Genomic DNA, 11182 nt, shown 5'->3' with positions numbered 1-11182 from the left:
GCCGCTGCCACATCTCCAGCGCTTGCACATACAACGGCTCTGCCTCCTTGTAGCGCCCCTGGGAATAGTAGAGTAATGCTAGGTTATTGAGACTTTGGGCGACATTGGGATGCTCCTGTCCCAGGAGCCGCTGCCTCATCTCCAGCGCTTGCACCAACAACGGCTCTGCGTCCTCGTAGCGCCCCTGGGCATAGTAGAGTAATGCCAGGTTATTGAGACTTTGGGCGACATTGGGATGCTCCTGTCCCAGGAGCCGCTGCCTCATCTCCAGCGCTTGCACCAACAACGGCTCTGCGTCCTCGTAGCGCCCCTGGGCATAGTAGAGTAATGCCAGGTTATTGAGACTGAGGGCGACAGCGGGATGCTCCTGTCCCAGCAGCCGCTGATACATCTCCAGCGCTTGCACATACAAAGGCTCGGCATCCTCGTAGCGCCCCTGGGATTTGTAGAGTAATGCCAGGTTATTGAGACTGCTGGCGACATCGGGATGCTCCGCGCCCAATCGAGTCTGAACTGAGGAGAGACACTGCTCATACCAGGGTTCTGCCTGACTATAGGCTCCCTGTCCTGCATAAAACCCACCTATCCCCGCATAGGGCCACATGAGATCTTCATCTTTCACCCAGGCTTGTAGTGTCGTGGCTGCCTCTGCCAGATGCGGTATCGCTGGGGTGATGGAGACAATCTCTTGCTGGGTGGGTGAAGCGGGAAGCTGCTTTGCGACAGCCACCATGACCTGACAGAAGGTATGCTTCAGTGCTGTAACTGGATTGGCTGGAGCGGCGGGTGCTGCCTCTCGCTGAGCGATGAAAAACTCACGGATGAGTTGGTGAAGTTGGTAAGTGCCTGCCCCGACTCGTTGCAGCAGACTGCGATCCACTAAACCCAAATCCCGCGTCTCTTCCAGTTCCTCGCTGTCCCAGTCGGGCAAGCTCTGTTCCACTAAGTTCCAGGGAATCGGCGCTAAGGCAAACAAACTGAGCAAATAGCTGAGCTGACGAGCCGGTTCTGCCAACTCCTGCCAGCTCAACTCAAAGGCGGCAGCTACACTCTCATGCACTGCCGTCATGCCCGCTTCTCGCTGGACTAAGGCTTTTGCGCCTAACCGCTGCCGCTCCAGCCGCTGTTGCAATTCGGCCAGAGACAAATCCGGTTTTGCCGCCAGATAGCGCCCCACCAGTTCCAATCCCAATGGCAAATACCCCAACCACTGCGCTAGAGACTGAGCTGCCTCCAACTGCGCGTCAATCCGTTCCGTATCGGTCATCGATCGCCACAAATCAAGCGCCGCTGTTTCACTCAGTACCCGAATCTCAAACTGTTTGAGTGACTGCCCTAAATACGATCGCGTCGTCAGCAATACCTGAAAGCGGGATTCTTGCGGCGGCAGAAACGGCTTGATGTCCTGGTAGTCAGTAACATCATCAAAAATCACCAGCACCTGACCGGCTGGCCAGCGTTGCCAGCAGTCGGCGATCTGCCCCGGCAGCTCTAAGTCGTCTCGAATCGTCAGCCTCAAATGAACACTGGCAAAGTTGACAATCTGAGTACCCAAGTCCTGCTCACGCGATCGCAACCAACAAATACCCGCTGAATAAGTGTTTTGCTCATAATGTTGCCAGGCATACTGCAAAGCCAGTTCCGTCTTGCCAATCCCGCCCATGCCCTGAATGTAAACTCGCTGGGCTTGCTGCAACAGCTCTTGCAGGGTCTTCAGATCCGCTTCCCGCCCCACGAACGCGAACTGCTTGACGTAATCAGGCAAGTTCTTAGGAATACCAACCGGCTGATCAAGCTTTTGCAGTTCCTGAAACATTCCCTTGAACACAGCCAGGAACTTTTCTGGATCGGAGAGGCTGTAGTGAGTGCTACCGATATAAACGGTGCCATCATTCACAACGGTTTGATATCCCGTTGCTCCATCCCGATTGATTTGCAGCATCTCTGGATCGGCTTGCAACTCAGCTTGCAACTGGGGATTGGCGGCGATCGCCCCTGTCACATGAGCCATCACCTCAGCAGGAGTTGCCTCCGGTGCCTCCCGCAGTTTTTCGGCAATCAGTTGGCACAGTTGAGCGATCGCATCTGGCATAGCCATTTACTCAACTAGGGACGCAAGGGTTTGTCTTGACCATACTGATGAATCTCGCCAATGTAAGCGGTGCCGCCTTCCACTTTGGTTTGCCAGCCTTTGGCATTCTCTCGGTTGGTTTGCTGCATCCCACCGTCATCCTGTGGCTTGTCGTCAGTCGTCATAGCAGATCAGCGCCATAGCTCAAACCCAACGCTGCGGAGCCGCTTCCAAGTCCCACTCAGCAGGATGACCTGAGTTCACCTCAGCAGGTTCGCGCAATTGCTCTCGTTATAACACCCTTTATAGAGGATGAATGACCAAAATTGAGCAGAACCACCGGATGCTCCAAGGTTTGTGACGGTTATTCTCCTTTACGCCTGCTCCGCCTTATGCAGCCGCTTTGCTAAAGCTTCAATCTTTTCCATGGCCAGCGGCGAGGGTTTAGCATGTTTATTTTCCCAGCGGTTCACAGTAGGAAAGGACACCCCTAAACGAGCTGCTAACTGCTCTTGCGTCAATCCCAGAGCCTGCCGCAATTCTCGAATCCGCTCTCCAATCTCCGTTCCCTCTAGCGCCATCTGCTTTCTTGCCGTCATCGTTCAACTCAATCCTTTGAATAAGGCTTGCTATAACGTATGTTAAGCATGATCTGGATTAGCTGATCGAAATTGCTTTTATTTCAGAGTAGTTGCTCCCCACAGGTTTAACTGTTTCGATATAAATCTCAGTCGCTTCGCTCAGAAGCGCATCGTCTGAATCGTCGGGGAATATCGATCGCAGTTTTCTTGCGATGGGTTCGATCGCGTCTGATTCTTCGTAGTTCATTGGGCTTCTCCTAATAGTTTGGTTTGTGGTTTGTAGCGATCGCTATTCGCCTCAGCTACCCGTCAGGTAAGGTGTCAGGCAGCCTGTCGGGTAGAGTGTCAGGTGTCAGGTAAAAAGCTGTCAGGTGTCGGGTAGCCTGTCAGGCGGGTGTCATAAGCTCTGTGCTTAGCTTTCAGCGTTTACCTGACGGCACCTGACAGCTAAAAGGTAAGCGCCCTATTCGCCCAATTTGCCTACTTTGGGCAAGTACCTGGAAGTTGTCTTGTCCTCCACGATGTACCCGACACCTTTTGATTGAAGCGTTAGAAAAACGGCTTGAATCGCCTTAACGGATTCGTTATATCCCATGCCTTTAATCTCAGCAATCCCCGACCGAGCGATCGCCCTAGCAGTGATACCCTTGTCAATACCCAGAGCGGCATTGTGAACCCTGATTTCTAGTGCAGTGAACTCATCATCAACAGGTGTCTCTTCTGGGCGAACCTTGAACTCTAGCTCCCACATTCGCTCTAGGCGATCCGCCTCTGATTCCGCTACAGCATCATCAATCACTTCAAGAATATCGGGCGCGATACGAGCTTCGCTCGGGCTAGCCAACGGCTCATCATTCAGTGCTTCATTAGTGTTAGAAATCAGCACGTTCTTTGAGTAGAAGGGCAGAGTCACTAGACGCGGGTTGCCCTCTAAATTAGTGAAGGCGATCGTTCCTTTGCCCCCACTGGCGATGTATTCCTGAAGCTGAGCTTTCAGGCGATCGCGGGTGCCTTTGTCTCGAATCACCTTCTCGTCTTCAAGCACGAATTGCAAGCTTTCGTATTTGCCGTTTCTGCCCAATGCCACGATCCGGTAGCACTGCTGGATCATCCGGTTTAAGCCGACTTCTTCAACATAGTGAGAATGACTGGACAGCCAGTGATAGAACTCTTCACCCATGCCCTGAGTGGCGTACCGAGCCACATTTTCGTTTAGCTGCTCACGCCTCTTCTTGGGCAGTAGAACCCGTTGATGATTCAATTCCTCATGGATGCAGACCATTGGAAAGTGATGTTCTGGTTCCGTCTGATAGGCTGCCAGTGCGCCTAAAACGCCGCTAAACTCACCCATCATTTGTGCGGCTGCCGCCTCGGTATTGACTAGCGTGTAATCTTTAGGCGATCGCTCTAACCCGGCAAACTTCACGTCTTTGCCTCCTTTTCCATCAAAGATCCTAAAGTCGATATTCCCGTTGTGCCGTTGGTGCTTCCGGTATATGGCATTGCCGATCAGCGTAGTCTTCCCAGCGCGGCTCCGAGCAGCGAAAAGGATATTGCCCTCATCGATGTCCGCATCGGCGATCGACTGTGCCAAGTCTTCTACAGGGATAATGCTGCCGTCTGGCTCCTGGTCTAAAGCTTCCTGCTTCCCTCCAGTTACCTTGTCGGCTGGGCTGTTGATGCTGTCCAACGTCTGAGTGCCCGTCAGGTAAGGCGTTTCTACCTTCCTCAAGAATTCAACATATTGCCCCTTCATCTCATCGGTCATCCCTGCTGTCTGAGCATCTAGCTTGATTTCGTCGGCTTCTAGTCGGGCAATCTCAATCTCGGTTTCGCCCAATAGTTCAGCGTGTCCTAGCCGGATTAGATGTTCATGCCGCACCAGCTCTACATCTGCCTCTATCTCGGCTTGCGAGATAGCAACCGCACGATAAGCCTCTACGACTGCGGTGCGAGCTGCCATATCAGCTACAGCTTCTTCCTGCTGCTGGGCGATCGCTTCTAATGGTGCGAGCTTGCTATCCTCATGCTGGAGATGGCGTAACATCCATCCGGCTGCGGCAAAGCCGATGAATGCCCCAAACGCCCATGCCGCCTTGTAAGGATTGGTGGCAGACTCCACGCCTGAACCGTTGCCGATCTTGGGATTGAGAATGATATGCTCTGGCATTCCCTTGTCCTGCCACTGCTCCCAGTAGTATTTCGTCATGCGCCACGGGTGACGCTGGTGGTCAAAGCATTGCAGCTCCTGACTGGGATGCACCACACAGAAGTAAACCCGATCGCTACTGGTTCCCGTCCAGGCGAGAGCGGCACAGGTTAGACCTAATGCTGTGGATGCGGCGATCGCGATCATTCGCTGGTCAAAACGTAAGCCACTAAACCTGCCCATCAGATCAGACTGCTGCGATTCTGCTAATGCCTGATGAGTGCCCGTTAAATATTTCACCGTCGTCTTCCTCTGTTGTTTTCCCGACTGCCAACCGCCAATAAAGCTACGCCGATGACCCCAATCAGAATCAGCATATAATCACTACTCCAACCTGTAGCGGACTGAGGTGAGTAAAGCGCTTGCACCTGTTGAGTGCCTGAATCCTGGGACTGCCGTGCTTCCCACAGTTCACCAATTGGATCAGACAGGGCGGCAATTCCAGCGACTCCGGCAGATGCGCCCGTCATGACATTGCCGATCGCTCTATCTCTGCCCTCCCCGAATGCGGTTGCCACAAAGTAGAAGTGACTCCCCGCCAGGGCGACGACGAACCCTAGTGGATGGACTTGCAACAGGTGAAACAGGAAAATAATGGCGCTGTTAAAGCTGGCTCCGGCTGCGACTTCCATTGCATTACCCGATCGCCTGAAGCCTCTACCCCGATTACTCTCTGGTGGCTGCGGCGGTTGCTGCTCTTGCGGTTGCACCTGTCTTGATTGCCCTAGTCCCTCCACAGTGAAGGGGCTAGGGAGTTGCTGTTGCTGTGTATCTCTGCTCAACATCGCCTAGCCCTCTTATTTACCGTTTGCCGAAGCTATTCCACAGCCGTCCCCAGAATCCCGGTTGACCGCTGGCACTGATGCCGCTTCGCTGTGCCCCACCTGATTGATGCACCTCGACTGGAATGCGATCGGCTGGGGCAGAGTTCAAGCGGCTGCCATTCTTAGCCCGATCCATCAGGGCTTGCCGTTTCTCCCGTAAGGTTTGCTGTAGAACCTGCCGCTGTTGATTTGCCCGATCGCGCAGTTCGATAGAACTGATTTTGTTCTGATGGCGAAACACTTCTAACTGAAGGGCTTGATTCAAATCGGCGGCAACTTCGGCTATAGCGTGTTGCCGTTTCTGGTCAATCTTGAGCATGGTGGCTCTATCTTGAGCGTCGATCGTTTCCATCTCAGAACCAAACTCAGCGTTAAGTTTGCGAATCTTGGCGATCGACTTGGCTACGGTAGAGCCGAACTTTTTACGGAGTTCTGTCCATTCCACTTGCCCTTCAGATACCTTCTGCATGGACTCAAAGTAGGTTCGTGCATTCTCTAGAAACGGTTCAAGGTATCCAGAAATCTGCTCAGCGTCCTGGGCGGCGTTGGCAAATTCTTCTAGGCGCTGCACGTCGCTGAGGTAGGTAAGAATATCAGCGTCAACGCTGCCCCATTCCTGGGCTTTAGTGTCGATCGCGGGGGAGTGAGCCGCTGCTGTGTTTCTGATGATCGTATTGCCGTAATCCATTGTTTTAGTCCTCTGAAGTGGAGTAACCGATCGCTATGCCTAGAACTGCACCAAAGCCAGTGAACACAGCAAGTTGGGCAAACTCATCCTTCTGGGCTTGACTGCCAGAGATAGCCGCGCCGATGGTGAGAACAGCAGTAAAGCCGATCGCAGTCATCGCCATATAGCGCAGGAACTCAGCAACTCTAAAGCGGCGGGTAGTGATGCGGATTATCTGTGTGGAGTCGTTGTCTAGGATGTCGTTGAGCGTGTTGACCGTGCCTTCTAAGCGCTCAACATTGAACTGGAGAGCGGCTACAGAATATTCGGTGTCATCAGCTTGACTGACTAGAGCCGCTAGGCGGGTATCTGTACTGGCTTCTAAAGATTTCACGTCAAAATGCAGGTCAGCGATCGCCTGGTCTTTTGCGTCATAGAACGTTGCATCTAGGTTTGCGTTCAAGTCAAATTCGTGGGTGCAGCAAGGGCACATTATCCGGCTGGGTAGGTCATCGCTAATGATTTCCTCTGTCGTCGCCTGAAGCAGTGCCCAAGTGTTGGGATGTGACTCGGCGGTAATTTCGTGGACTGTATTTTCTGCGTCGTTTAGCATTGAAAAATCCTCTGACTTCTGTTGAACGCTGGTGGATGATAGGGGCGGACTGCGGTGGAATGCGATCGCCCCTATTTGACGGCTGTGTGGGAGATGCCACGCCTGACGGAGAGCGGGTCTTAGCCTTTGTGCTTGGGCAAGTGTAGAAGGTAGCCACACTGGGGTCATGTGGGAGGTAGCCACGCTAGGGGCGTGTGGGAGGTGCCACGCCTTACGGAGAGCCAATCCCACACTTTTGTGGAGCTACTGCCACACCACACAAAACAGGCTGTTTAAGGCAGTTTTAGCTGTACAGATTTGCCAGATTATTGATTTGCCAGATCAGCAGGTCGAAGCTCGGCTGGGGGTCTGTGCCCAAGTCAACCGCATCCAAGAATCGGGTGATGCTTCTCTGAAATTCGCTGAGTTCGATCGCAAATTCTGAAAAATTGATGTCTACGGTTTGAGCTGTGGCGTATACCATTTGAATGAACCTCGCTGTGTTGGGGTGAAGTGGAGATAGAGGGCGATCGCTGTGAAGAGGCGATCGCTCTTTTGATTTGTGGAGCTATTGAGCGGGATTCGCTTCGACATCAGCGCGCACTGCCTTGATGTCAGCAAGCATCTCAGCGGTAGCTGCCTCGAATCGAGCATCTGAAGCAGCTTGAGCTTCTTGCTGTGCTTCGCGGACTTCTTGAATTTGGGCTAGAACTTCGGCGCGGGTTGCCATGATTTTCCTGGGTTGGGTTGGGTTTATTGTCCCAGTACGCTAGTCCAAAACTACCCACTTTAGTGGGAGGCTTTAGCTGCTACACACCTCTGAGTTAGGGACTTTATGGGTTTACAGTTCAAGATCCATACCTCCAACAATCAGTAGTGATAGCAACAAAGCCAGAGTTTGGGACTTTTAGTCCCTTTTCAACCTCTGGACTTTCAGTCCAGAGTCGTTGAGTCTTTGTGGATTATCTGGCTGGCGCTGTGGCTGGCTTGACTTCGGTGCCGGAGACGGGCGCTTCTCGATCGAGCTGGTCGCCGAAGATTGTTTGGATTTCGTTGGGGGTCAGTGGGGTGCGAGTTGTGGACATTGGGATTGCTCTGATTGCGTGGATAGTGAGGATAGCTGCTGGCAGCAGTAGAAGCCGCCAGTAAATGCCGTGATTAGGAGGATGGCTCCGATTCCCCATCCGGCTTTTTTGTGAAGGATTGCAGCGCTTCCAATGCAGTCGATAGTTGAGCAGTAGCCTGGTTTTGAGCCTGGTCGATCGCACCTGCGTTTTGTTGATACAGGCGACTCTCAAGCTTCAGCTCTTGCGCTTTTTGAGCGACAGCCTCTTTAGCACTGGCTGTCTGCTGTAGTTCTTGCTGACGGCGGTGCAAATCTCCATTCATTGCGGCGATTAGTGCATCGGCATTTTCCAGGAACGCGGCTGCAACACTTAGAGGATCGGCGATCGATGCAACGGTTCCAGTACGCAGGTTCTCAAGGGTCAGGGTCAATGGTAGGGCTGGGGCTGTGAGAACAATTTGATGATTGCCAGATTCAACATGAGGACGAGTGAGGGATACAGACTCAGCGGTTAGGTGAACCTGCGCGGGTTTCACGTTGAATTCCTTTAGAAGACGATCGCAGTCATCAGCACATAGACCATCGGAGGTGATGATTCCCATCGTCTTGCAACGCTCATAAACAGTTGATTTGGGAAGATTATTGTCTCGGCAAAAGCCATGCAAACTAACGCGATCTTGAGTTTCCATGATTCTTTACTCCTGAACGAGGTTAAACACTGGCAGAACTAAAGGCGAACGAATCTGAACGCCCAACCCCTCCGCTCTCGGTGCGGATGGCGTTCTGACACTGTCTAGAATCGTTCGCTTGCTACCTACAATTTCTATGCTAGGATTCTAATTAGATTCTGTCAAGCTTCTAATTAGAAGCTTATGGAATATGTATGACATCCTTTTGTAGTATTAAGTGAGGAGTTCAGAGATGATTGTGAGCAAAAAGTTTTCTATAACGGTTCCAGACGAAGTGTTTACTTTGATGGAAGAGTGGGCTGAGAAGCAGGGAAGACCTACAGCAAATTTGGCTGCCTACCTGGTAGAGGCAGGTCTGAGAGCTGCTATGGACAAACAGGAGTTTGTACCTAAGAAGAAAAGTAAGGATGGATCGCACCAATGACTAGCACACTTCAAAAGACTGCTGATCAGCGCATTGTCCTACAGGGGACATGGGAGAAATTCAAGCTGATTCAGCAAGCATCCGCCGATTCTCCCGGCATCCGACTAGCCTACTTTGATGGAACGATCGAAATTCTCATGCCTGGACGCGAACATGAAATCTTTAAGTCAATCATTGGCTACTTGATTGTGACGTTTCTATCAGAGCAGGGCATTGAGTTTGAGGCGACTGGTTCAATGACTCAGGAAGCTGAGGAAGTTGCATCAACTCAAGCGGATGAATCCTACTGCATCGGGCGATCGAAGCCCATCCCTGATCTCTCAATTGAGGTGGTGTTTACCAGCGGTGGAACGAACAAGTTGGCACGATATCAGGCGATCGGTGTGCCAGAAGTCTGGTTCTGGCAAGATGGGGTATTTAGCTTGCACCGCTTGCGTGACAGTAGCTACGAACGGATCGATCGCAGCGAAATTCCTGAACTGGCAACACTAAATCTTGAGCTGTTGAGCCGATGTGTATTGATGGCTGAAACTTCTCAACTGGAAGCCATTCGAGCATTTCGCAAAAGTCTGTAAGGGGCGATTGCCATGACAACAGTAGGAAAACTTGAACTCACCGTTAAGATCAGTGAATTGCCAGCAGACGTTCAAACTGCTGAGAATGGATGGAAGTCTTTCGAGGTTGACTGTGACAACAGAATTGTTTCAATCTCGGTTAAGCCGAAAATGTTTAAGAAACTGGAAGATACTCAGGCTACCTTTTCGCTGTGGGTGGCCATCGCGGGGAAAAGGGGCTATGTCGAGAAAGATGAATTCGTCCTGGAAAAGGCTGCTATCCAGGTATTTGAGCGCAAACCAAAAGTTTAGGCTGAGTAGGGGTCTCCATGTTTTTATCTGAGATTCGGCAAAAACCAGAAAGCACACCAATGGAGCGGCTCATCTGCGCTCTCAAGTGGATGCCCAGAGACTGCTTTAGACACTTAGAGCTTTCCTATCCAAGCCTAAATATCAACGAAGCTATGCAGTCGGAGCATTTAAAGGAATGGTTTGAAGAGGCGGAAGCCCGACACGGGACAATGGGGGACTGGATTGCAAAATGGGCGTTCGGGATGGATGCACCGCAAGGTGACTTTGCCGCACTCTGTTCCTATGGCGCGACTTCCCTCTTTGCCTTCATGGATCTTTGTCGGGCGCTGCACAAGCTTTCACCCTATGGGCTGCGCGATTTTCCCAGTTCTAATGGCTGGATGGAACTAACCCTGCGGGCAGAGTCTTCCCGATTTCTTTGCTATGTCGCTGATTGTGGCGTGGCTAAAGAGTTGGGGATACCTGGCTATCCGGGGGCTTGGGCTGTCGGGAAAACTGACCTTCGTAAAGAGAGGGTGGCTGCACTGCGATCGATTGGAGTGGAGGCCGGCAATCGGAGCAAGCCCGAGCCTAAGCCTAAACCTGGGCGACCCAAGAAAACTGTCGTTAAGGTTGAAGATAGGAGATACCCGTCAAACTGCTTGCTGTACGAGAACGTTGTTAAAGAAGCCGATCGCATCGCCAAGATCAACACTGAGTTTAGGCGTGGAGTTTACCAGCGCTGGCTGGATGCGGTATCAGCAGAAACCGCTGGAATGATCGGGAAGGACTTCCAGGTCGGGATAGTCAGCGAAGGGAAACTCATTGTTGGAGGTAAGGGCTTCAAAATCTCAGGAAAGAAGAAACGGTAATTAAGTTCTGTAAAGCACCTCTAACTATTGCCAGTAAACGATTTGAAATGAATGTTGCTGACATAGAAAATGTATTGTTCCATTAGATCAGGAAATAAAGGTAGCCGAATGAGACTTCAACTGTACGATCGCCCCGAAGAGAGACTCCAAGCCTGGGCACAGATGTTTCCCATCCCAAAAGCTCCAGAGCAAGCAGTTAATTTTTGGCGGGCGCCTAATCTGCCCAAAAGTGCGGATTCGATCGCCCCAGTAACCCAAAAGAAAATCGCTTAAATCTCAAGAGAGAGTGGTAGTGCCCTGAAGGGAAGGTTAGAAGAATAGCGTGGTATCAAGCAAGACCTA

Annotated in this window: 19 protein-coding genes; 6 read left to right on the top strand and 13 right to left on the bottom strand. The window is 51.7% G+C overall.

Going from position 1 to position 11182, the window contains the following annotated elements; translation table 11 throughout:
* The 8 genes from AC5JMP_RS27945 to AC5JMP_RS27910 form a co-directional block, all read right to left on the bottom strand.
* On the bottom strand, nucleotides 1-2098 hold a 2098-nt coding region (locus tag AC5JMP_RS27945), incomplete at its 3' end, for a tetratricopeptide repeat protein (RefSeq protein WP_495854780.1).
* Between the two features lie 8 nt (nucleotides 2099-2106).
* Entirely contained in the window at nucleotides 2107-2256 is a 150-nt protein-coding gene (locus tag AC5JMP_RS27940; protein ID WP_495854781.1) for a hypothetical protein, read from the bottom strand.
* 189 nt (nucleotides 2257-2445) lie between these two features.
* Nucleotides 2446-2670, bottom strand: a complete 225-nt coding sequence (locus AC5JMP_RS27935) for a helix-turn-helix domain-containing protein (RefSeq protein WP_495854779.1) — start codon at nucleotides 2668-2670, stop codon at nucleotides 2446-2448.
* 58 nt (nucleotides 2671-2728) lie between these two features.
* A complete protein-coding gene (locus AC5JMP_RS27930; protein ID WP_495854778.1) occupies nucleotides 2729-2899 on the bottom strand; it encodes a hypothetical protein in 171 nt (56 codons plus the stop codon).
* A gap of 216 nt (nucleotides 2900-3115) precedes the next feature.
* Entirely contained in the window at nucleotides 3116-5101 is a 1986-nt protein-coding gene (locus AC5JMP_RS27925; protein ID WP_495854777.1) for a hypothetical protein, read from the bottom strand.
* Nucleotides 5098-5646: a hypothetical protein gene (locus AC5JMP_RS27920; RefSeq protein WP_495854776.1), complete on the bottom strand. Its 549-nt coding sequence runs from the start codon at nucleotides 5644-5646 to the stop codon at nucleotides 5098-5100. Before AC5JMP_RS27920 ends, AC5JMP_RS27925 begins: the two co-directional genes overlap by 4 nt.
* A gap of 16 nt (nucleotides 5647-5662) precedes the next feature.
* On the bottom strand, nucleotides 5663-6373 hold the full coding sequence (locus AC5JMP_RS27915; protein ID WP_495854775.1) for a hypothetical protein: 711 nt from the start codon (nucleotides 6371-6373) through the stop codon (nucleotides 5663-5665).
* Nucleotides 6374-6377: 4 nt separating this feature from the next.
* Nucleotides 6378-6965: a hypothetical protein gene (locus AC5JMP_RS27910; protein WP_495854774.1), complete on the bottom strand. Its 588-nt coding sequence runs from the start codon at nucleotides 6963-6965 to the stop codon at nucleotides 6378-6380.
* On the opposite strand from AC5JMP_RS27910, the gene AC5JMP_RS27905 reads away from it, so the two are divergent.
* A complete protein-coding gene (locus AC5JMP_RS27905; RefSeq protein WP_495854773.1) occupies nucleotides 6965-7111 on the top strand; it encodes a hypothetical protein in 147 nt (48 codons plus the stop codon). The genes AC5JMP_RS27910 and AC5JMP_RS27905 overlap by 1 nt on opposite strands.
* A 137-nt stretch (nucleotides 7112-7248) precedes the next feature.
* Here AC5JMP_RS27905 and AC5JMP_RS27900 read toward each other — a convergent pair whose 3' ends face one another.
* The 5 genes from AC5JMP_RS27900 to AC5JMP_RS27880 all read right to left on the bottom strand — a co-directional run bounded on the left by AC5JMP_RS27900 (nucleotide 7249) and on the right by AC5JMP_RS27880 (nucleotide 8699).
* A complete protein-coding gene (locus AC5JMP_RS27900) occupies nucleotides 7249-7428 on the bottom strand; it encodes a hypothetical protein (RefSeq protein WP_495854772.1) in 180 nt (59 codons plus the stop codon).
* Nucleotides 7401-7538 (bottom strand): hypothetical protein, encoded by a 138-nt coding sequence (locus AC5JMP_RS27895; RefSeq protein ID WP_495854771.1) that lies wholly within the window; start codon nucleotides 7536-7538, stop codon nucleotides 7401-7403. Before AC5JMP_RS27895 ends, AC5JMP_RS27900 begins: the two co-directional genes overlap by 28 nt.
* Entirely contained in the window at nucleotides 7513-7674 is a 162-nt protein-coding gene (locus AC5JMP_RS27890; protein ID WP_495854770.1) for a hypothetical protein, read from the bottom strand. The genes AC5JMP_RS27895 and AC5JMP_RS27890 overlap by 26 nt, the downstream gene beginning before the upstream one ends.
* Nucleotides 7675-7906: 232 nt before the next feature.
* The gene (locus AC5JMP_RS27885; RefSeq protein ID WP_495854769.1) at nucleotides 7907-8029 is read right to left on the bottom strand and encodes a hypothetical protein; all 123 of its coding nucleotides are present in this window, start codon (nucleotides 8027-8029) and stop codon (nucleotides 7907-7909) included.
* Between the two features lie 73 nt (nucleotides 8030-8102).
* On the bottom strand, nucleotides 8103-8699 hold the full coding sequence (locus tag AC5JMP_RS27880; RefSeq protein ID WP_495854768.1) for a hypothetical protein: 597 nt from the start codon (nucleotides 8697-8699) through the stop codon (nucleotides 8103-8105).
* A 232-nt stretch (nucleotides 8700-8931) separates the two neighbouring features.
* On the opposite strand from AC5JMP_RS27880, the gene AC5JMP_RS27875 reads away from it, so the two are divergent.
* From AC5JMP_RS27875 to AC5JMP_RS27855, 5 genes are all read left to right on the top strand, one after another.
* Nucleotides 8932-9123 carry a ribbon-helix-helix domain-containing protein gene (locus AC5JMP_RS27875; protein WP_495854767.1) on the top strand — a complete coding sequence of 64 codons (192 nt, stop codon included), beginning with the start codon at nucleotides 8932-8934 and terminating at the stop codon, nucleotides 9121-9123.
* Nucleotides 9120-9698, top strand: a complete 579-nt coding sequence (locus tag AC5JMP_RS27870) for a Uma2 family endonuclease (protein ID WP_495854766.1) — start codon at nucleotides 9120-9122, stop codon at nucleotides 9696-9698. The genes AC5JMP_RS27875 and AC5JMP_RS27870 overlap by 4 nt, the downstream gene beginning before the upstream one ends.
* A 12-nt stretch (nucleotides 9699-9710) precedes the next feature.
* Nucleotides 9711-9989: a fertility inhibition FinO-like protein gene (locus AC5JMP_RS27865; protein WP_495854765.1), complete on the top strand. Its 279-nt coding sequence runs from the start codon at nucleotides 9711-9713 to the stop codon at nucleotides 9987-9989.
* A 17-nt stretch (nucleotides 9990-10006) separates the two neighbouring features.
* A complete protein-coding gene (locus tag AC5JMP_RS27860) occupies nucleotides 10007-10840 on the top strand; it encodes a hypothetical protein (protein ID WP_495854764.1) in 834 nt (277 codons plus the stop codon).
* 108 nt (nucleotides 10841-10948) lie between these two features.
* On the top strand, nucleotides 10949-11113 hold the full coding sequence (locus AC5JMP_RS27855; RefSeq protein WP_495854763.1) for a hypothetical protein: 165 nt from the start codon (nucleotides 10949-10951) through the stop codon (nucleotides 11111-11113).
* The last annotated feature ends 69 nt before the right edge of the window (nucleotides 11114-11182 follow it).

It is taken from the genome of Drouetiella sp. (assembly GCF_059504425.1).
The sequence above is the reverse complement of the archived record's forward strand: the minus strand, read 5'-3'. Positions and strand labels throughout refer to the sequence as shown.